Here is a 21,910-nt window from a genome sequence, read left to right on the forward strand (position 1 = left end):
TCTTTTTGCTTTAAAGCATAAAGGATTATTTTTCAATAATTGCTGTTACGCCTTGACCACCCGCAGCACAGATCGATACAAGTACACGGCCTGAACCTTTTTGGTTCAATAGTTTTGCAGCAGTTGCGATAATACGACCGCCAGTTGCAGCAAATGGGTGACCTGCAGCAAGAGAAGAGCCTTTCACGTTCAATTTAGAACGATCAATTGAACCCAATGGCGCATCTAAGCCTAAACGTTCTTTACAGAATTTTGGATCTTCCCATGCTTTCAGTGTAGACAATACTTGAGATGCAAACGCTTCATGAATTTCATAGTAATCGAAATCTTGTAGCGTAATACCTGCACGTTCAAGCATACGAGGCACTGCATACGCAGGCGCCATCAATAAGCCTTCTTTTTTCTCTACAAAGTCAACCGCCGCTGTTTCTTGGAAAGTTAAATAAGCAAGAACTTCGTGACCGTTTGCTTTGGCCCATTCTTCTGACGCAAGAAGGACACATGATGCACCATCAGTTAGTGGAGTCGAGTTACCCGCAGTCATCGTACGCGCATCGCCTTTACCAAACGCTGGTTTTAACTTCGCAAGTTTTTCTACTGATGAGTCTGCACGTAAGTTGTTGTCACGCTCTAAACCAAGGAATGGTGTAATAAGGTCATCGAAGAAACCTTCATCATATGCTGCTGCCATTTTTTGATGTGAAGATGCAGCAAGTTCATCTTGCGCTTCACGAGAGATACCCCATTCAAGTGTCGTAATTGCTTGATGGTCACCCATAGAAAGACCTGTACGTGGTTCACCGTTCTTCGGTGCATCCATCAAATCTTTAACATTAATTTTAGTTAATGCTTTTAGGCGGTCTTTGCCCGTTTTAGCAATGTTCAACTCAAGTAAAGCTTTACGTAGGCCATCACCAAAAGCGATCGGTGCATCAGAGGTTGTATCTACACCACCAGCAACACCCACTTCGATTTGACCCAAAGCAATTTTATTAGCAACTAAGAAAGCAGCTTGTAAACCTGTACCACATGCTTGTTGAATATCGTAAGCAGGTGTTTCAGGAGCAAGTTCAGTATTGAGTACACACTCACGGGTCATGTTAAAGTCACGACTATGTTTTAACACGGCACCAGCAACAACTTCACCAAGGCGTTGACCTTGAAGGTTGAAACGTTCAACAAGACCATTTAATGCGGCGGTGAACATATCGCTGTTCGATGCAGTGAAGTAAGCGCCGTTAGAACGAGCGAAAGGAATACGATTACCACCGATAATAGCAACGCGGCGAACTGTGTTTTGACTCATGGTATTATCCTGTTGAACAGACGTTTGAGTTGTTGATTTTGAAGCTGTTTTAGGGGTTGAAGCGGGTGTCTTAGTACGTGTAGATGCACGACGAGGACGGCTTATTTTAGCGGCATCACTTGTAGACTTGGTTGCTGTGCCCGTACTTTTAGCGGTACGTGGCGTACTCTTTGATGTATTTGACACAGTTTCCGTAGTCGGACTTTCGACTGCTGGATTTTCTTGAGTTGTTTTGCTCATAAGGCTTTTCCAAGCATGTTGATGATCTTCTTGACGGCTACATTAGCATATTCACCAAAGGGGTAAATTGACTAAAATGACATTCGCTAAAGCATTCAGGTCAAGCCATCTGCGGTTTAACTCAAGTATGATTCCATGGAAACTGATGGAACTATTGAAATATAAGTATCTGACATCATCTTGAAGTTAAAGGGATATCTTCAGATCCATCAAAAATTAATCTGTATGAGAGATAATAAACATGACTGATCAATACCAAACATTTGCAAAATCTCCTATTGGTAAATTTGTCATCAAAAATTTAGGTTTACCATCACCGACTTTTTTAGAGCGTTTTGAGTCTGCAACCCCTGTAGTTAAAGGTGCGGTTTTATTCGGTGCAGCGCCTGCTTCAACATTATCTGGTGCTATTGCACAAGTCTTGGCAAATATTCATGCCAATAGCTATGCAGGCAATAATGCTGAATTACAACAAGCTGCGGCAAAATCAGGTCTAAACTTAAGCGCATTCAACGAAGGCGATAAAGAGTCTAAGTTTAAAGTTGTGGTGTTTGATGCTTCAGGTATTCAAAACTCAGAACAATTGCATGCCTTATATGCATTTTTTAACCCAATCGCGCGTCAAATTCAGGCATCTGGTCGCGTTGTCGTTGTTGGTACAACACCAGAGACTGCGAAAACTGTGAAACAAGCCATTGCACAACGTGCATTAGAAGGTTTTGTAAAATCAGTGGGTAAAGAGTTTAAGAAAGGGATTGCAGCACAATTAGTTTATGTGGACGAAGGTGCTGAAGCAAACTTAGAATCTGCATTACGTTTTGTGATTTCACCACGTTCAGCTTATGTATCGGGTCAGGTGATTCGTGTTTCGAAAGCAGATGTTGTGGATGTTGACTGGAATAAACCGCTTGCAGGCAAAACAGCTGTTGTAACAGGTGCAAGCCGTGGTATTGGTGAAGCAATCGCACATGTATTGTCACGTGATGGCGCGCATGTGATTTGTTTAGACGTTCCACAGCAGCAAGCAGACCTTGACCGTGTTGCAGGTGAAATTGGCGGTTCTACGCTCGCGATTGATATTACTGCAAACGATGCCGGTGAAAAAATCAAAGCGGCTGCAGCTGCTCAAGGTGGTTTGGATATCATCGTGCACAATGCAGGGATTACCCGTGACAAAACTTTGGCCAATATGAAACCTGAGCTTTGGGACTTGGTGATTAACATTAACTTGTCTGCGATTGAACGTGTAAATGATTACCTTCTTGAAAATGATGGCTTCAATGCAAATGGTCGTATTGTGTGCGTATCTTCTATTTCAGGTATCGCAGGTAACTTAGGTCAAACCAACTATGCTGCATCTAAAGCAGGTGTTATTGGTGTTGTGAAGTTCACAGCGCCGTTACTTAAAAATGGTGTAACGATTAATGCTGTTGCTCCGGGTTTCATTGAAACGCAAATGACTGCTGCGATTCCATTTGCAATCCGTGAAGCAGGTCGTCGTATGAACTCGATGAGTCAAGGTGGTTTACCTGTGGATGTTGCTGAAACGATTGCGATGTTTGCTTCAACTGCGTCGACTGGCTTGAACGGTAACGTGGTACGTGTGTGTGGTCAAAGCTTGTTAGGGGCTTAAAGCATTCCTCTTAAAATTCCCTCTCCTTTTAGGAGAGGGCTAGGGAGAGGTAAAAATTTGCTATAAATGGAATGGGGCTAAGCCGCATCCAGCCTTCTCCTCGAGCCATATATGGCGCAAGCGAAGAGGCTTTTAAAACATTGAAATAAAAACTTCCAAAGGTTTCGTATGAATACTCGCCATTTTAGTCAACTTCCAAAGCCTTATTTAGCCTATCCAAAAGTGATTCAAGGCTTGATTTTTAAAAAGCCAAAAGGTGAAAAAGTTCTGCCGCAAGTTGAATATGTGGTGGATTCATTTAAGGTCGATCAAAAGCATTTAAAAGCTTATAACGAAGTGTGTGGCTTTAAAAACAATGGTTATATCCCAGCGATTTATTTGGCTGTGCTTTCTCAAAGTTTGCAAATGCATATGATGACTACGGAAGCTTTTCCATTTGCGATCTTAGGTTTGGTACATATTCGTAACCAAGTGAAGCAATATCGCAAAGTTGGTGTGAATGAAACACTGTCATTGTCATGCAAATTCGGTGAATTACAGCCACATGATAAAGGTGTGCAATTTGACTTTATTACTACTGCAAAAGTGGGCGATGAAGTGGTTGTAGAATCATTAACCACGTATTTAGCACGTCAAAAAAACGACAACAAAGCTGTGGCAAAATCTACCGAAATAAAGCCAGCAGAGTTGCAAGTTCAAGCTGAATGGAATGTTTCTGAAAATACCGGTCGCCGTTATGCGTTGACTTCTGGTGACTTTAACTTGATTCATATTCATGCTGTAACAGCAAAAGCGTTTGGTTTTAAACAAGCCATTGCACATGGTATGTGGAGTAAAGCCAAAGCCTTGTCGAGCTTAACTTTGCCAGATGCCTATGAAGCAGATGTATGGTTTAAATTACCGATGTATTTGCCTTCTCAAGTCGAGTTCCTAACTGCGCAAACAGCTAAAGATACAGAGTTTGCCATTCGAAATAGTAAGAACAAAAAACCGCATGTCGCGGGAAGTGTGAAGGCACTTTAAGACTTAAGCCTAAATCGATATCGGTTTAGGCTTTTTTGTTTTAATCTCAAGCGATTCATATTCAAAGGAATGATGATGCAGGCGCTCAAAGAATATCTATTTGCACAGAAGAATAATTATCAAGGTACAGTCGACGAGGCGTTTCAAGATTTGGCGGTGCAATTTAGCCGGATGCAGGATGCTCGAACCCACTTAGGCGGAGCTGCCTTAGTGGTGTATTTTAAAGGTCAAAAAGTCGTGGATATTTGGACCGGTAAAAAGTCAGCCGAAGAAGCTTGGCAGTCCAATACGCCCTCGGTCTGTTATTCCACGGGTAAAGGTGTACTTGCAACGCTTGCACATATCTTAGTGAGCGAAGGCTTTCTAGATTACGATACTCCCGTTGCCGTATATTGGCCGGAGTTTGCTCAAAATGGTAAGTCGGATATCACATTAAGGCACATACTGAGTCATCAGAGTGGTTTATACGATATTCGTAATATCATTCAAACAGCATCTGAAATGGCTGATTGGTCACATATGCTTAAAGTCATCGAACAAGCTAAGCCACGTTTTGAGCCATCAACTGATGCAGCATATCAACCGTTAACCTTCGGTTGGCAAGTCGGTGGTGTACTTGAAAAGGCCACTGGTCGACCGCTTGCTGAACTAATGCAACACTATTTGGTTGAGCCTTTAGCATTGGATCATGCATTTTTTGGCGTACCAGAGCATCAACTTGGTAAGGTTGCACGCTTGATCCCGAAAAAGAAAAAAGAAGAACGTGCTGTAGATACATCTGCACAAGAAAATACCCAAGCGCAGACAACGAAAAAAAAGACAGAGACACGAAAAGCGTCAATCTTTGATCAGCTTCTGCAACTTTCTGGACAAAATTTGCAAGACTTTCAAGATGGTATGATTCCTAAAGGAATGCGCAAGTTTTCATTTTTTAGTGATGAGGGTTTACAAGCCATTATTCCTGCGGCAACAGGCGTATTTAGTGCCAATAGTTTAGCGAAAATCTATGCAATGCTAGCCAATCATGGCCAGTGGCAAGGACAGACCTTAATCACAACACAAGTTTTTGATTCTTTAAGTGAAATTCAATATAAAAAACGTGATCGTATTATGCCTTTACCGATGAATTGGCGTTTGGGATATCATCGAATTTTGACTTTAGGCAAATCGAGTCAAGGTTTTGGACATATTGGTTTTAATGGTTCTGGGGCCTGGTGTGATCCGCAGCGTGATTTAAGTTTTGCCTATACACATAACTTTGCGACGGGTTCAATCACTGGCGATTATCGCTTATGGGGCTTAACTCAAGAAACGCTACGCTGTGCAGACAAAGCACTTAAAGGACGTAAGGGCTGGCTTTAAGATACTTCGGGATAGAACAGGAATTGGGGAAATGTGAAAAATATGCTATTTTCCCACGCAGTTTTAGACTGCTGTGATATCCCTATGAAAAAAGTTGTTTTGATTCCCTTAGTAGCAACGTCGGCAATGTTGGGTTGTCAGGATTCAACTCAAACGAAAGCAAAAGAGATAGAAGCGATTACTGCCGAAAAACAGCAAGCTGCATGGGTCGGTGATTTTAAAGGTACAACGCCGTGTATGGGCTGTCTTTCTCGTTGTGAAGATTGTCCCGGTATGGCTGTGGCTCTTGAGCTACATGAAGACCAAACCTATACACTTACTCGTGAAAGTCTAAGTGGTCATAACGAAGTAGAAGTGCTAAAAGGTGTAATTCGTTTTAAAGATGAATCAAAGCAGCAGCTAGAACTTATGAATGTGCAAACGCGTAATCTTTTGTATGTTGATTTGGATCAGCAATTACTTGAAATTCGGGAAGACCAGACGGCGAAACGCTATCAAATGCAGAGTGATTTTTTGCTTAAGCGGGCAGAGACTTAATTATAATTAAATCGTTCTTTCTTTACGTAGTTTGTCAGTCATGATAAAAAACCACTTTATAGTCTAATTTTTATAAATAATGATAAAAAAAGAATTATCAATTACGGAGTTATTTGGAATTTTATCCATAGCAGCCCTCACAATTTCTGTTATTTCGAATGCATTTTTCTATTACTCTTTAGATGCTATATGGATAATGTCTGTTTTATCTCCATCATTTTATATTTTTGAAATTATTAAGGTATTAGTCTTAAGTTGTTCAGTCATAGCCGTAGTTGGTGTTCTATTAGATTTCTATAAATTTTTATTTAAACAATATTGCAAAAGTAAGCCTAAAAAGAAAATTTTAGTTTCTAATCATATTACGGAAGCAGAGCTGAAAGAAAAAATCGAACAGTTTTTAAAAAAGCATAAGCTGCTACAAGCTATATTTGTCATTATTGTATGTGTTAGTGGGCTAATTACGCTCTATGTAAATAACTTTATTGGTCAAACTTCAATGCTATGGGGTGCTGTTCTAATTGGTATAACTCTCAATATTTTTACCGATGATGAAGTGCGCAGAGATAAACCACTTAAATTTTTGGTGTTAACCATTCTTGCCATATTTGCTACCTGTTTTTCTGCACAGTTAAAATTAAATGATATAAAGAAGTCGCCTGTAGCTACATTGAAAATCAAAGACGTAAATAAATGGTATGTTCTGGACAGTTTTCAAGGTAATGTAATCTTGTTTAATGATTCAGAAAATAAATCAAATATTAAAGTCGTTAAATTCGAAGATATTGATCGAATTAGTTCCACTGACTAAGAACTTCATTCACTCTTAGACAAAAAAACAGTATGCTTACACCTGTAAAAAGGAGCATACATGTATCAAGTACTTGCACGAAAATACCGTCCACGAAATTTCATTGAACTCGTGGGGCAAAACCATGTGTCACGCGCACTTACCAGTGCCTTAGAACGTGGTCGGTTACATCATGCGTATTTATTTACAGGTACTCGTGGCGTGGGTAAAACCACCATTGCCCGTATTTTGGCAAAATGTCTGAACTGTGAAACAGGTGTAACCTCAACGCCTTGTGAAGTCTGCCCAACGTGTAAAGCAGTAAATGAAGGTCGTTTTATTGATTTAATTGAAATCGATGCGGCATCACGGACCAAAGTTGAAGATACCCGAGAACTTCTCGACAACGTTCCTTATGCACCAACGCAAGGTCGCTTCAAGGTTTATCTAATCGATGAAGTACATATGCTCTCTACGCATTCATTTAATGCGTTATTAAAGACTCTCGAAGAACCGCCAGAGCATGTGAAGTTCTTATTTGCAACCACAGATCCACAAAAATTACCGATTACTGTCATTTCACGTTGCTTGCAATTTACTTTGCGTCCTTTAGCCGTGGATGAAATCACATCGCATTTGACAGATATCTTACAAAAAGAACAAATTCAAGCAGAGCAAGATGCGATTTGGCAAATTGCTGAGTCGGCACAAGGCTCACTGCGTGATGCTTTGTCACTGACCGATCAGGCCATTGCCTATGGTCAAGGTTCAATTCAGCACCAAGATGTTAAAGACATGTTGGGCCTAATTGACCGTACGATCATTTATGATTTGATTTTAGCCATTCATCAAAATCAGCGTGAACGCGTGAGTGCTTTACTCATGCAATTCCGTCAACAAGCGCTGGATGTTTCGCTGGTATTAGATCAGTTGATTTCAACGTTACATGAACTGGCATTATTACAATACTTGCCAGACTTAGCGTTGAAATATAGCGCTGAGATCAATCAAAAAATTATGCAATTGTCGCAGTTGATTTCAGCTCAAGATTTGCAGTTGTATTATCAAGTCACATGCAAAGGTCGGGCAGACTTGCAGTTGGCAGTCACGCAAGAGCAAGGTTTTGAGATGTGTGTGCTACGTCTATTAGCATTCCGACCATTACAGCCAAACGAAATGTTGGTCTCTGCCGTACAGCAAGAGTCAGCCGCACAGCCACAGCTTGCTCAAAATCAGGCCGAAACAGTTCAGCCGACTCAAACACAGTCTTTGCAGAAACCCAATACCGTTGTTGAGTCTGCTGCACAGGTTGCCACTGTTGAGCAGCCTGAAGCTGTACCCGCTGTAGACACATCGCCAGCTTTCGATGATTTTGATGATTCACATTATGATGACGATGATGGCTATGTTTCTGCACCTGCAGTCGATGAACCTTCATCTGATGATTTTTTAGATGATCCTGAAGAAGACGCAATAAGCCAAACTTCTACAGCATCTACAGCAAATGGCACTCTAGATACGCAAGAGGTTGCACCGGTTGAGTCTGTATCGACACAGCAAAATGACACGCTTGTTATGGATGCCGTGGCAGAAGACACATTATTTGATTTAGATCCGACGCCGAGTACTGAAACTGAAGAAGTTGATGTGAGCGCTATAAATTTTGAAGATATTGCACCTTTAGAACCAACAGCTTTAGAGTCAAAAAGTGTAGAGCCTGAAACAGCTCAGCCACATTTGATAAATGCCATTGAACCACAACATGTGGTGAATGAATCAGTTTCGGGTGCTCAAGGCGACAATGGTTTTGATCTAGCATCACCACAAGTTACGCAAAGTTCCGTTTCTTCGGATGCTGTTCAAACGGGTTCATCCTCTACCTTGATGCCACAAGATATTTTGACTTTACAGCCTCAAAACCTAGAAGGTGAGTGGACGGTCGAAAAGTGGGAGTATTGGTTCCGTAATAGTCAACTTTCACCTGCGGTACAAGAGTTGGCGCAGCATGGAATTATGCGCGGTACGATTGACGGTGAATCGACTTTCCATATTCCAAAGCGGTACGAAGCTTTAGTGACTCAATTACAGCATGTATTGGAACAAGCGATTCATACGCAATGGTCAAAATGTCGTTTCCATATCAGCTTTGAAGATGTCGAAGAAACCACACCATATGCTTTACAACATGTCCGCAAGGAAAAGGCCTTTGCACGTGCAAATGAGTTATTACATGCAGAGCCTGTTGTGAAAGACTTACTCAAAAGCTTTGATGGTGAGTTGCAAAATATCCAGCTCAAATAAGTTTTAAGCTGGATATAAAAATTAAAGTAAAAACTGAGTTAAAGCATCTCGCATTTCATCGGGTATCGAGGTGCTTTTTCGTGTTTGGCGGTCGACAAACACATGTACGAAATGTCCTTGGGCTGCAGCCTCATTTTGTCCTTGTTTAAAAATAGCCAAGTCATAGCGCAGTGAAGAATTACCAATTTTTTCAATCGCAACCCCAACTTCAATGATTTCTGGATAGGACAGTTCTTGTAAAAAACTGCAGGCTGAATCGACCACTAAACCGATGATCGGGGTATTTTGCAAATCAAAACCGGCATGTTGAATCAAGAGTGCATTTGCAGCGGTATCAAAATAGCTGTAATAGGTGACATTATTAACGTGGCCATACATATCGTTGTCTGCCCAACGCGTTTGGATTGGAAATAAAAATCGATAGTTTTGGCGGCGTTTAGTTTCAGGTTTCATCGTTGGTATTTTCTTTATTTCAAAAATGAGTGAACTTTAGGCATATATTGATTGGTAAATCTGGCGAGCATCTTCAAACTGCAGTTCTCGCGGATTATTTTGTAATAGTCGTGTTTGTAATAATGCGTCTTCTGCTAAACGATCGAGCATATTTTCAGGCACATTGAGTTGACTGAGTTTAAGCACTAAACCGCTCTGATCTAAATGATTTTGCATATGATCTATAAATAAATCACATAAACCATCGGTACAGCCCGTACTGTATGGGTCTAGCCAACTCATAAGTTCTGCATAATGCTGCTTGGCCTGAGGTGCATTAAACTTTAACACTTCAGCGAGAACCAGTGCATTGGTATGACCATGCGAGAGATGAAAGTGTCCACCGAGTGGATAGGCGAGTGCATGCACCGCTGCAACTGGTGCATTAGCAAAGGCCTGACCTGCAAGCATTGAACCGACTAGCATGTGCTGACGCGCTTCGAGGTTATGTCCATCTTGTAAAACCAGTGCTAAGTTTTTATTTAATAAACGCAAAGCTTGTTTGGCGAGCATATCCGCATACGGATTTTTTTTGATTTTTGATGTATAGGCTTCAATGGCATGCACCATGGCATCGATACCGGTCGCTGCGGTAATGTGTGCGGGAAGATTTAATGTAAAGTTCGCATCGAGGATGCAGACATCGGCATACAGTACAGGGGAGACGATACCAGTTTTGGTGGTTTCACCTGTAGTGACGATAGAGATTGGTGTGACTTCAGAGCCGGTCCCTGCCGTTGTCGGGATCAAAATGAGCGGTAAGCGTGGTCGTTTTGCATTAGCAACACCATATAAATCACTGATCTGTTGTGTTTGCTTAGGATGAGCCAAGATCGCAATAATTTTAGCCACATCCATTGAACTGCCACCGCCAAAACCAATAATCAAATCCACTTTTTCATTCTTGGCAAATTGAACTGCATCCAAAACTATATGTTCTGCAGGGTCAGCTTGAATACTGGAATAAATCACATAATCTTGATGGATACTTTCTAAAATATCCAAAATGGGTAAATGTAATTGTTGTTGCAACATACCGGGGTCGGTCACAAGCATGACACGTTTGGCTTGAAAGTCGTCTAGGACCTCTCTCAGTTGGGAAATAGAGCCTAAGCCTGAAATAATATTGCTGACGGTTTGAAACTGAAATTGACTCATTGGCTTATCCCTAATTTTTTATATCCAAATAAACATTATTCTTGAGTGTTGATATAGGATTCATCCTGTAAATAACTTAACATAAGACGCTTGAAATAAAAGTAGTCTTGAGGTTGTTATGTCATCCAGCACGCCATATAAGGTGTTGTGTGTTTGTTTAGGAAATATTTGCCGTTCACCTACGGCTGAAGTGGTTCTCAGACATTTTTGTGATGAAGCGCAACTCAATATTCACGTCGATTCTGCGGGTACGAGCAATTATCATCCGGGCAAAGCGCCAGATCTACGTAGCCAAAAGCATGCAAAATTACGTGGCTATAGCTTATCTGCATTACGTGCACGTCAATTAACAGTTCATGATTTTATTGAATTTGATTTGATCTTGGCCATGGACTACGAAAATTTAGACAATATTCAAAACCTCATGCAAAAGGCGCAGCAACAATTCGGTCAACTACGTGCACAAGTGTCTTTGATGAGTCAACATGATCACCAATATCCGCAACAAGAAGTACCAGATCCGTACTATGGTGGTGATGCAGGGTTTGAACATGTATTAGATCAATGCGAATCTAGCAGTCAGGCGTGGGTCAATTATTTAAAAACTCAGTTACAAGCACAGCAAAAAAATTAAGGTTTAAGAATGCAAATTCAAACTCAGGTTCAGCTTAAGCCATTTAATACATTAAGCCTCGATGCTGTAGCATCTCATTATGTACGTGTTCAATCGGTAGAAGATATCCAAGCAGCGCTCGACTTTGCCAAAGCTGAGCAATTAAATGTATTGGTACTTTCAGGAGGCAGTAATATGCTGTTGCCTGAGCAAATTCATGCTTTAGTGATGCACATGGATATTCAAGGGATTGAATATGTACAAGACGATGCCGCAACCCAAACTTTAAAAGTGGGTGCAGGGCAAGTGTGGCATGACTTTGTGCTATGGACGACGGCACACCAGTTTTATGGCTTACAAAATTTAGCATTGATACCTGGTTTAGTCGGTGCTTCACCTGTGCAAAATATTGGAGCTTATGGTGTTGAAGCGGGTGAATTTATTGAATCTGTGCAGGTCTATGACCGAGTAACAGAACAGCAAAGTAGTATTAGCGCTGCCGATTGTCATTTTTCATATCGCCATAGTATTTTTAAAGATGAGCCAGAGCGTTTTATTATTACGCATGTCACGTTTAAACTTTTAAAACATGCCGATTTAAAATTAAATTATGGTGATTTAAAGCAGGCGGTAGGCGAAGACTTAAGTGCAGAAAACCTACAACAACAAGTCATTCATATCCGTCAAACCAAACTGCCAGATCCCAAAGAATTTCCAAATGTCGGAAGTTTCTTTAAAAATCCCGTGATTAGCCAGCAAGTCTTTGACCAAATTGCGCTGCAATTTCCAAATTTACCCCATTACCCGCAGCCGAATAATGCGGTAAAACTGGCAGCGGGCTGGTTGATTGATCAAGCGGGTTGGAAAGGGAAATCAGTAGGTTCAGTGGGTATGTTCCATAAGCAAGCTTTGGTATTGGTCAATTACCAAGACGCCACGCTGCAAGATGTACGTACAACTTACAAAGCTGTACAACATGATGTTTTTGAAAAATTTAATATTGAACTACATCCTGAGCCTGTATTATTTGATACAAATGGCTTGATTCGATCTCACGCAGATCAATAAAAACACATAGGTTTTAGATTTATGCATAAAACACATTGGATGGTTCGCTTAGTACAAATTGCCGCAGTGCTATTTGTACTTTTGGGCTGTCTAATGATTTTTATCTATACGCCGTTTTATTCTAAATTGATCGTTAAAAGTTTAAATTATTTCGTTCCAGTAGAAGTCAATCAGCTCGCAGCGCAAAGTCAAAAACTCGGCGCTTTGAGTGACGATGATAACTATGAGCCGGGTTCTGACTTATGGATAGCGCGCCAAGCGTATTTAAAACTCATGGAGCAAGCCATACAGTCTGATGAGCCTCAAGATTTAACCCTTATACAAGCACGTTATAAGGCGTTACAGCAGCTCATTGAAGAAGAACATGAAAAAGAAAAGAATGATAGTCAAAAGGACACACCGAAAGTACCTCTGCTGAATCCTTCTGCGTCCGAGGCGGCATCTTCTGAAGCATTGGCGGAAAATCCTGCTCAAAAAATGAAAGAGCTGCTTGAGCTCAATAGTGCGGAAAATAAAGGATTGATGACTCAATATACGGAGTTCTTAAAAACCCATGAAATAGAGAAAGCTGCTTCAGAAGCAGAACCGATCGATGATGAAACTTATCTTGATCTTGCCAAAATGAAAGATAAAACCCTGAAGCAGCCAACCGCAGAGCCGTATGCGATCGTGGTGTTAGGTGGTGGTTTAACCTTAGATAAAAATGATAAAGATATCGTAGTGAATGACTACACTCGACTTCGACTGGAAAAAACACTCGATGTCGAACGTGCAAATAAGTTACCGATTGTACTGAGTGGTGTAGAAGCACCGTATATGCAAGCATGGTTAAAGCAATATGATGTCGATGCGAAATTGCTAGAAGACCGCAGTATGAATACTTGCGAAAACTCACGGTTTAGTTCGTTGCTTTTGCAGAAAAAAGGCGGCGCACCGACCGTTATTTTAATCACCGACCAATATCATATGCCTCGAACACGTCGTTTATTTGCATTAAATGGTATCGAAACCATTCCTGTTGTTGCACCTATGCCAACGACATTAACCACATGGCGACCAAGTGAAAAAAATTATGACCATAGTCGTCGTGCCAATTATGAATTATTAGCTACCTTACGTGACGTTTGGTTTGGCTCAAGTGACTGTCGGGAGGTCCCATAATGTCAGATATCCCATTTCTTAATCCTTCGATCCTTAAACAATTAGATCTTCCTGTTCCAAGTCGAGAATTAACCCCACAATTATTAGAACCGCTAAATTTAAATCGGCCGTTTGAGCCTAGTGTCGAAATACAATCTTATCGACGACTCTACGGCTTAGATGCCTTGAACTGCGAACATTGGCAAGGCTATGTAGAAATGCCTTTGTTCAAACTACATGTACAAGTGTTTCAACCGAAACTAAAGGCTGAAACAGATGTCATTAAAGGCACTGTATTTTTATTACATGGTTATTTAGAGCATAGTGGAATATATCAGCCGATTATTCGTGAGCTCTTAGATCAAGGTTTTAGTGTTTTGACCTATGATTTACCGGGGCATGGTCTAAGCAATGGCTCGCCAGCCAGTATTCAAAACTTTGACCATTACCAACAAGTTTTGGAAGCGGTATATCGTTATGTGAAACATGCAGCTCAACTACCAACCCCATGGTTAGGGATTGGGCAGAGTACGGGTGGTGCGATTTGGCTGCATCATCTGTTAGATTTTGCTGAACATCGCAAAAACCCTTATGTCGAACGGGTTTTATTATTATCTCCGCTGATTCGCCCTGCAAAAACGGCATGGTGGCATAACTCGGTTGGATTAGGCATTATTCGTCGTATTAAACGTGAAGTGCCCCGTCATTTTAGACGGAATAATCACAACCCTGAGTTTTTACGTTTTGTACGTTTAAAAGATCCTCTACAACCTCGAATGATGGGCATGGACTGGATTTTGGCCATGTCAAAATGGATGCAGGAAATGGAAGAACGACCTGCGTGTCGTATTCCAGTGTGGTTAGCCCAAGGTGCACAGGATCAGACGGTGGATTGGCGTTATAACATTGAGTTTATACGTCGTAAATTCCGTTTACAGACGCTTCTCATGCTTGAAGAAGGTTCACATCAGCTGATTAATGAACGTGCCGATATTCGTGCTGCATTAACAGGTTTGATCCCGGCATTCTTGCATGCTCAATCCAACAGTAAGTCTTATTACTAACTGATGTTACGCACTAACATCAGGAGCGTAATTTGATTTAAATAAAAGTACGATACGCGGGAAGGTCATCCGCAAGTGTTTGAGACTGGACTACTCCTAATCAAAAATGTTTTTGCAATACTTTGAATAATTTGACGCTAGTGAACGAGTTTTGCGGGTGAGGTGCATTGCACCGCAAGATGGTTTCCTTGCGAAGCACGCTTCTCATTTTACCAAATGAGAAACAACGTTTCGTAAGAGTACCTCCAGCCGAAGGCTAATCCCTTTATTTAAGCCCTAGATGTAAGACTCCGTCGAATAGGCTTAAAAATTATTTTAAAAAATGCGTATTTACTTTTACGCGCGTAACATCAGTTACTAATTGACGATTGAGCACAGCTTACCTTAATCAGTGTGATGGATCTAGACGAAAAAAAGAGGCGTAGTCGCCTCTTTTTTTTGGGTGGAGGAATCAGAACTTTTCTAGATGAGCCATATTCCACATACGGAAATAGAAGTTTTCTTCATCTTTATTTTCACAACTGAGCAGCTCACCATCTTTTAACCAAAAATGTAGCTGTGCATAGTTTTTAATTTCACGGTTATTAATCCGCTGCGCTAGATGGTGCGCACGGATATCAGATGGATGTTGTAAACCTGCTGAAGCAATAAGTTCAGATAAGCCATGCAAGGTATTTTTGTGGAAATTAAAAACACGTTCTGCTTTGGTCGGAACATGGATGGCTTTTTGACGGTCTTTGTCTTGTGTCGCAACGCCAACTGGACATTGGTTGGTATGACAGCTTTGAGCTTGAATACACCCAACTGCAAACATAAAGCCACGAGCTGAGTTGACCCAATCTGCACCAATTGCCATGGTACTGGCAATATCAAAAGCACTAATAATTTTACCACTGGCACCGACTTTAATTTTTGAACGTAAGCCTGCACCAATCAGGGTGTTATTAACAAAGAGTAGGCCTTCACGCAGGGGTGTACCCATATTATCAATCAATTCAATCGGTGCTGCGCCAGTCCCACCTTCAGAACCATCTACCACGATAAAATCGGGTGTAATCCCTGTATGTAACATAGCTTTTACGATACTCATAAATTGCCACGGTTGCCCGATACACAGTTTAAAGCCTACAGGTTTACCTTCGGAAAGCTCGCGCAATTGCTGAATAAATTGCATCATTTCAATAGGGGTGCTAAAGGCAGGATGGCTAGATGGAGAGATACAGTCATGTTCACGGCTGACACCACGGATTTGAGCAATCTCTTCGGAAATTTTGTCTTTAGGTAAAATACCACCATGGCCTGGTTTTGCACCTTGAGATAATTTGATCTCAATCATTTTGACTTGAGGGTGCTTGGCTTGTTCAGCAAAACGTACAGGATCGAATTGACCATCAATGGTACGACAGCCAAAGTAACCACTACCGAGTTCCCAAACAATGTCGCCACCATTTTCCAAGTGATACGGACTAATACTGCCTTCACCGGTGTCATGGTAGAAATTGCCCATTTTTGCACCTAAGTTTAAGGCACGAATGGCATTGGCACTTAAGCTACCAAAGCTCATCGCAGAAATGTTTAATATCGATGCACTATACGGTTGCTTACATTGTTCATTACCGATGTTAATACGGAATGTTTCAGGAATGGCAGGAATGCAAGGTGACAAGGAGTGATTGATAAAGCGGTAATCATTTTGGTATACATCAACAATTGAACCAAATGGTTTATCTGCATTTTGGTTTTTTGCACGTTGATAGACCAAACTACGCTGCATACGAGAAAAGGGCAGTGCATCTTGATCAGATTCAATAAAATATTGGCGAATTTCAGGTCGAAATTCTTCAAAAAGAAAACGAAAGTGCCCCATGATGGGGTAATTTTTTAAGATAGAATGTTTGTTTTGTATGACGTCATACAAACCCAATAAACTCAAAAGCCCAGTAATGACCCAGATACTATTCAATAAGGTCTGTGGAATAAAATATTGAATATAACGAGGGGAATAACCTAAATGAAAACTCGAAATGAGTAGGAAGATAAAAATACAAACAAACCAAATGGAATGCCGAGAAAAAAAAGTATTCAGTAGCTTGTGGCGAATAGTTTGCGCTGGACTGGCCATATTTTGAAAAATCTTATTCAGCTCATTTGCTCATAATTTGCCGAGTTTATGCACAATGCTCAAGCTTTAATTTGTTGATTCAGTGTAGCATTTATAAAAAGCAGCACTCAAGTTGGATGAAATTTTCATTTAAAGCCAAATCAGATAAGAAAAGCAGGAATGTTCTTTAAGAAAATTTGTGAAAAGTAGCGCGGTTCTTGTTATTTCACAGTGCGCAAAATGGAGGTTAAAGTGATTTTACTTTCTAAACACGAGGTGCTGAATATGACTATGAAATCTATTCGTTATAATAATGCCGACCTAGCCTGCCTATGTCAGTAATTGATTATAGCCATGAGAAATTAGCGCTACGGCATAAGGTATTCAGCAGATACTTATGCTGTAGTTCCTTTGACCTAAACGACTAAAATTACAAAAATATTCTAAGAAATTATCCAGTCCCAGCGTTGGGACTTTTTTATGTGTTGATATTTTAAGGGAAAATCTAAGCATAAATAATGTACTAGATATTCATTATGCGTTAGAAGTTGTCACCTCAAATAAAAGAATGATACGCGGTAAGGTCATCCGCAAGTGTTTGAGACAGGACTACATTTATTTAAAAATGTTTTTGCGATACTTTGAATAAGTAGACGTTAGTGAACGAGTTTTTCGGATGACAATGGTTTTGGGTACTTTTGCCGAAACAAAAGTACCTCCAGCCGAAGGCTAATTCCTTTATTTAAACCCTAGATGTAAGACTCCGTCGAATAGACTTAAAAATCATTTTAAAAATGCGAAATTACTTTTATGTGCGTAACATTAGTTAGTATTTAAGGTAGCAGAAAACCTTAGATCGGTTTAATCATTGCGTTGTTGTACAACTATAGCGACTTCTTCAGGTTCAATTTTCTGAATCTTTTTCCCAAAACTACGCAGCCACCATGTTAACTGAGAGGTAAATGGTACTGTTGCACTAACTTCAACCCAGCCATCTTCGGTTTTTTGAATCACTTGATCTTTACTTAGCTGACTTTCTTCAAAATAAACTGCCTCTGCTTCAGACATGGTTAATTTGAGCTGAATCATTTCAGTCGGTTTATTGAAGTCCACACGGAAGCCAAGCGCTCCAGAGTCAATATAGGCATCAATATCAAAATCGACAGGGTGTAATGCACGTGAATTTAAGACCGTAGCAGATTTAAAACGATGTAAAGCAAAGGTTTGGATGTCTGTTTTGTCATGACGTGTGCACACCAAATAAATAATTGCACCTTTTTGGACCAAAGCCAGTGGATTTAAAATATAGGTCTTTTCTTCGCTTTGCTGTCCACGACCTTGATATAGACATTCAAGTTGTTTGTCTTGTAGTAAACCTTCATAAATCGATTGCTGTGCGGCCTTTTCAACCACTGGTGGAATCAATGGCTGAGTTGCTGGCACGATACGCACGCGGTTAATCCACTGACGAACATTATTTTGCGACGACAGGCTCCGACGTGCGAGGTCAAACCAAGGATTCATTTCTTCAATTAAGCTTGGTGGAAGCAAATGTTTTAGGTGTTCCTCAACCATCATAAAGGTGACCGCTTGTGAGCTAGTCATATGTGGCAAGCTTTGAATCGGTGCATCAGAACGCCAACGCCAGCCTTGTGGCGTTGTTTTACTACTCTCAATTGGGAAACGCAGAGAAATTTGATTTAAGTCACGCTGAATGGTGCGTAGGCTGATATCAATGCCTTCACGGTTCAGTATTTCTTGTAATTCACGCGTACCCATCCACTTACCTGTGGACAGTCGTGAAAGAATTTGCCACTGACGATAGAGGCTGTTCGACGTTTCTTTTTCTTGTGAAGACATAATCTAGTGCTTGAACTTGGACTTAAATGAATAAAATGATGCTGTGGGACACAATAAGAAATCTTCCTGCGTTAAGCAAGTCTTCATCTGAAAAAACTAAGATGATTTTAATAACGCAATTTGACACAACTTGAGCAGTTACATGCTGTACCACTTTGCAAAAATGATGCATAAATAATCAAAGAGAAGCAGCATATGTATTGATGGCATATATATTGCTTTATCTGATTTACAAAACATGACAAAAACATGGAGTTGCTATGCTGAAAGAAAATCGTAATACAACTTCAAATGGAATTGAGGGTTATGAGGCAAAGTTAGTCAATACTTCTGTCTCTACATTAAAAAATTTACCTCTTGCTCGAGGACATGCGCTGTTTAATCAATTTTATTCGGATTTTTTTAATGAAATGCGCGACAGCAAAACGGTAGCTAAAGAATCATGCCAACGGATAGAGCAGTGGTTATCACAGCATACGCTTGATGAATTGAAGCAGCTGAATCAGGTTGCAAAACAACATTTTCTCTATGAAGGCATTACCTTTACAGTGTATGGCGAAGATGAGGGCATTGAACGCACCATACCTTATGATCTTATTCCTCGTGTGATTGCACGAAAGGAATGGAATAATTTATCTCTAGGCTGCGCACAGCGCGTGAAAGCACTCAATCTGTTTTTACATGATGTCTATCATCAACAAGATATTTTAAAAGCAGGAATTATTCCTGAACTGCAAGTCTTAACCCATGAAGCCTATTTGCCACAAATGTATATGCATGGGCTAAAAGGTAAAATTTATAGCCAAATCAGTGGCATTGATATCATCCGAGATCAATCAGGCGAATTTTACGTCCTTGAGGATAATCTTAGAACACCGTCTGGTGTGTCGTATATGCTAGAAAGCCGTAAGATCAGTCAAAAACTGATGCCTGAACTTTGCCAGCAAAGCAACATCATGGGGATTGAGCAGTATCCGCAGCTTTTACGTGAAATTCTTGCAGAAAATGCCTACGTCGATAACCCGTTTATCGTGGTTTTAACCCCAGGGCGTTTTAACAGTGCTTATTATGAACATGCTTTTTTGGCAAGGGAGATGGATGTACCCTTAGTGACATCGCGTGACCTTTATGTAGAAAACGATAAGGTTTATGTGAAAACCATTAAAGGCCGACAACAGGTTGATGTAATTTATCGTCGTGTGGATGATGCTTTTCTCGATCCATTATGTTTCAAACCTGACAGTACTTTGGGCGTAGCAGGGCTCATGTCAGCGTATATGCAACATAATGTGGTCATTGCAAATACACCGGGAACAGGCGTAGCAGATGATAAATCGATTTATCCATATGTGGATAAAATGATTCATTTCTATTTAGGCGAACAAGCGATCCTGAAAAATGTGCCTACCTATCAATGTCGTGAGCAGAACGAATTGGATTATGTGCTCTCGAATATCGAAAAATTGGTGGTCAAAGAAGCGCAGGGTTCAGGTGGTTACGGCATGCTGATCGGTCCGCAAGCCTCTTTACAAGAATTAAATAGCTTTAAAGATAAAGTGGCCGCAGCACCACATTTATATATTGCACAGCCGACTTTAAATTTATCTGTCAGCCCAACCCTAAGTGAGGCGGGTGTTTCGGAACGCCATATCGATTTACGCCCATTTGTACTGAGTTCACCATATCGAACTGAAATTGTACCGGGTGGCTTAACTCGTGTCGCGATGCAAGCAGGTTCATTGGTAGTGAATTCTTCTCAAGGCGGCGGCATTAAAGATACGTGGGTAGTAGACGATTTACGCTCATAGCACTCCAGTGAAGGAGCAAAACATGATTTTATTAAACAGTAATGCAGAACATATTTTTTGGTTGGGGCGTTATTTAGCACGTACTCAATATTTATGCAGTATTTTCCCTTTTCAAGATGTTGATACGGCATTGAACTATGCACATGCTTTTTGTTTGCCAGCATTTGATGCCGACTCAATGAATGAGTTAGTTTTAAATGCGGAGCAGCCGGCGTCATTTTCCAGCCAATTTCAATATGCGCAAAGTAATATTCAGGACTTAAGGGGTGTACTTTCAGCAAAAAGTTATGCAGAACTCAGCCGTTTAATTCGTAATGCGAGTGATAACCCTGGTTATATCTGTGACGTGGTAACAGATTGCCAAGATGTTTTAGAGTCCGAATCTGAAGATGTATTTTTATTTTTTAGTTTAGGACAAGCCATAGAGCAGCTTGATCGCCAGTTACGCATGCAGCAGGACATTCAACACACCCTAGCGAAGATTGAACATATTGTCATGGCTTTGGTTCAGTTTGGATGGGAAAGCGTGCAAGAGGCATGGTTGGCACTTAAACAGCAGCCGAATAGCCAAAACTTCTACCATTTCAGTGATCATATCCAAAATATGTTTGAGGTGGCTGTATGAGGCTCATGATCAACCATCAGACCCATTATGTTTACACTGATGTGGTAAACAGAAGCATTCAATATATCAAAATGACCCCGTCCACCAATGCGCATCAACAAGTGCAAAATTGGGATGTGAGTGTGCCGGGGCAGCGTGATATGCAATTGGATACTTTTGGTAATGTGTGGTTGACCACAACGCAGCGCGAACCTTATCTGCAAATGACCATTATGGCGCAGGGCATCGTAGAGATGAATTTGAGTTCAAATGATTCAAATGCGGATGATTTAAACCCGAAATTGTTTTTACAGCCAACGCCGAGTACGCAGTACGATATTCACATGAAAAGTTTTGCCGATTGCTATGTCCCTCGTATCAATCGTGCCAATCTGATTCGTTTGGCTGAAGCGATATTGGCGCATATTCCCTATGTATCGAATCAAACATCGGTACATACTTCAGCGATTGATGCTTTTCATCATAAGCAAGGGGTATGTCAGGATCATAGCCATGTCATGATCGCAATGTGTCGCTATTTGGGTATTCCTGCACGTTATATTTCTGGGTATTTATTTGTGCCGAATAGTAGCCACCTTGCCAGTCACGCTTGGGTAGAAGTCTATATCGAAAATAAATGGTATTGTTTTGATGTCAGTAATCAGCTATTTACACCACAATCACATATTTATGTTGCGATTGGGCGGGACTACTGGGATGTAGCTCCAGTTCGAGGCGTTCGTGATAAAGGTGGTATTGAGTCTATGAGCTCAATTGTACAAGTGCTGAGTTGTTAATCATTTGAGGGAT

18 protein-coding genes are annotated in these 21,910 nt (G+C 40.7%); 13 read left to right on the forward strand and 5 right to left on the reverse strand.

The features are described 5' to 3' along the window. Window positions 1-25 precede the first annotated feature (25 nt). Window positions 26-1,546: an acetyl-CoA C-acetyltransferase gene (locus AC4CU0_RS06145; protein ID WP_490742711.1), complete on the reverse strand. Its 1,521-nt coding sequence runs from the start codon at window positions 1,544-1,546 to the stop codon at window positions 26-28. A 241-nt stretch (window positions 1,547-1,787) separates the two neighbouring features. On the opposite strand from AC4CU0_RS06145, the gene AC4CU0_RS06150 reads away from it, so the two are divergent. The 6 genes from AC4CU0_RS06150 (at window position 1,788) to dnaX (ending at window position 9,192) form a co-directional block, all read left to right on the forward strand. Next, entirely contained in the window at window positions 1,788-3,179 is a 1,392-nt protein-coding gene (locus AC4CU0_RS06150; protein ID WP_180005219.1) for a 3-oxoacyl-ACP reductase, read from the forward strand. 168 nt (window positions 3,180-3,347) lie between these two features. After that, on the forward strand, window positions 3,348-4,202 hold the full coding sequence (locus AC4CU0_RS06155; protein WP_490742712.1) for a MaoC family dehydratase: 855 nt from the start codon (window positions 3,348-3,350) through the stop codon (window positions 4,200-4,202). A 75-nt stretch (window positions 4,203-4,277) separates the two neighbouring features. After that, window positions 4,278-5,564: a serine hydrolase domain-containing protein gene (locus AC4CU0_RS06160; RefSeq protein ID WP_490742713.1), complete on the forward strand. Its 1,287-nt coding sequence runs from the start codon at window positions 4,278-4,280 to the stop codon at window positions 5,562-5,564. An 84-nt stretch (window positions 5,565-5,648) separates the two neighbouring features. Further along, the gene (locus tag AC4CU0_RS06165) at window positions 5,649-6,101 is read left to right on the forward strand and encodes a copper resistance protein NlpE N-terminal domain-containing protein (RefSeq protein ID WP_490742714.1); all 453 of its coding nucleotides are present in this window, start codon (window positions 5,649-5,651) and stop codon (window positions 6,099-6,101) included. A gap of 79 nt (window positions 6,102-6,180) precedes the next feature. Further along, entirely contained in the window at window positions 6,181-6,912 is a 732-nt protein-coding gene (locus tag AC4CU0_RS06170; RefSeq protein ID WP_180010374.1) for a hypothetical protein, read from the forward strand. A gap of 60 nt (window positions 6,913-6,972) precedes the next feature. Continuing rightward, the gene (dnaX, locus tag AC4CU0_RS06175; RefSeq protein WP_180161154.1) at window positions 6,973-9,192 is read left to right on the forward strand and encodes a DNA polymerase III subunit gamma/tau; all 2,220 of its coding nucleotides are present in this window, start codon (window positions 6,973-6,975) and stop codon (window positions 9,190-9,192) included. A gap of 21 nt (window positions 9,193-9,213) precedes the next feature. Here dnaX and AC4CU0_RS06180 read toward each other — a convergent pair whose 3' ends face one another. Together AC4CU0_RS06180 and AC4CU0_RS06185 are read right to left on the reverse strand one after the other, a co-directional pair. Then, complete coding sequence (locus tag AC4CU0_RS06180) at window positions 9,214-9,645, reverse strand: acyl-CoA thioesterase (protein WP_180041166.1); 432 nt, start codon at window positions 9,643-9,645, stop codon at window positions 9,214-9,216. A gap of 36 nt (window positions 9,646-9,681) precedes the next feature. Beyond that, on the reverse strand, window positions 9,682-10,842 hold the full coding sequence (locus AC4CU0_RS06185) for an iron-containing alcohol dehydrogenase (RefSeq protein WP_168377751.1): 1,161 nt from the start codon (window positions 10,840-10,842) through the stop codon (window positions 9,682-9,684). A 118-nt stretch (window positions 10,843-10,960) separates the two neighbouring features. On the opposite strand from AC4CU0_RS06185, the gene AC4CU0_RS06190 reads away from it, so the two are divergent. Genes AC4CU0_RS06190 through AC4CU0_RS06205 form a run of 4 tightly spaced genes read left to right on the forward strand, consistent with a single transcriptional unit; the run spans window position 10,961 to window position 14,727 of the window. Continuing rightward, window positions 10,961-11,476, forward strand: a complete 516-nt coding sequence (locus AC4CU0_RS06190) for a low molecular weight protein-tyrosine-phosphatase (RefSeq protein ID WP_439737112.1) — start codon at window positions 10,961-10,963, stop codon at window positions 11,474-11,476. A gap of 9 nt (window positions 11,477-11,485) precedes the next feature. Then, window positions 11,486-12,523, forward strand: coding sequence for a UDP-N-acetylmuramate dehydrogenase (murB, locus tag AC4CU0_RS06195; RefSeq protein ID WP_490742715.1), 1,038 nt, complete (start codon window positions 11,486-11,488; stop codon window positions 12,521-12,523). Between the two features lie 21 nt (window positions 12,524-12,544). Continuing rightward, on the forward strand, window positions 12,545-13,684 hold the full coding sequence (locus AC4CU0_RS06200; protein WP_490742716.1) for a YdcF family protein: 1,140 nt from the start codon (window positions 12,545-12,547) through the stop codon (window positions 13,682-13,684). Continuing rightward, window positions 13,684-14,727, forward strand: coding sequence for an alpha/beta hydrolase (locus AC4CU0_RS06205; RefSeq protein ID WP_168377747.1), 1,044 nt, complete (start codon window positions 13,684-13,686; stop codon window positions 14,725-14,727). Before AC4CU0_RS06200 ends, AC4CU0_RS06205 begins: the two co-directional genes overlap by 1 nt. Before the next feature lie 451 nt (window positions 14,728-15,178). Here AC4CU0_RS06205 and AC4CU0_RS06210 read toward each other — a convergent pair whose 3' ends face one another. Together AC4CU0_RS06210 and AC4CU0_RS06215 are read right to left on the reverse strand one after the other, a co-directional pair. Beyond that, window positions 15,179-16,849 carry an FMN-binding glutamate synthase family protein gene (locus tag AC4CU0_RS06210; RefSeq protein WP_180114059.1) on the reverse strand — a complete coding sequence of 557 codons (1,671 nt, stop codon included), beginning with the start codon at window positions 16,847-16,849 and terminating at the stop codon, window positions 15,179-15,181. An 840-nt stretch (window positions 16,850-17,689) separates the two neighbouring features. After that, complete coding sequence (locus AC4CU0_RS06215) at window positions 17,690-18,688, reverse strand: helix-turn-helix transcriptional regulator (protein WP_180102508.1); 999 nt, start codon at window positions 18,686-18,688, stop codon at window positions 17,690-17,692. Window positions 18,689-18,948: 260 nt separating this feature from the next. Here AC4CU0_RS06215 and AC4CU0_RS06220 point away from each other — a divergent pair, with 260 nt between their 5' ends. Genes AC4CU0_RS06220 through AC4CU0_RS06230 form a run of 3 tightly spaced genes read left to right on the forward strand, consistent with a single transcriptional unit; the run spans window position 18,949 to window position 21,897 of the window. Beyond that, window positions 18,949-20,496, forward strand: coding sequence for a circularly permuted type 2 ATP-grasp protein (locus tag AC4CU0_RS06220; RefSeq protein ID WP_490742717.1), 1,548 nt, complete (start codon window positions 18,949-18,951; stop codon window positions 20,494-20,496). Between the two features lie 22 nt (window positions 20,497-20,518). Further along, entirely contained in the window at window positions 20,519-21,121 is a 603-nt protein-coding gene (locus AC4CU0_RS06225; protein ID WP_168377743.1) for an alpha-E domain-containing protein, read from the forward strand. Next, complete coding sequence (locus tag AC4CU0_RS06230; RefSeq protein ID WP_168377742.1) at window positions 21,118-21,897, forward strand: transglutaminase family protein; 780 nt, start codon at window positions 21,118-21,120, stop codon at window positions 21,895-21,897. The genes AC4CU0_RS06225 and AC4CU0_RS06230 overlap by 4 nt, the downstream gene beginning before the upstream one ends. Window positions 21,898-21,910 lie beyond the last annotated feature (13 nt).

Source organism: Acinetobacter sp. LipI_15 (genome assembly GCF_058242865.1).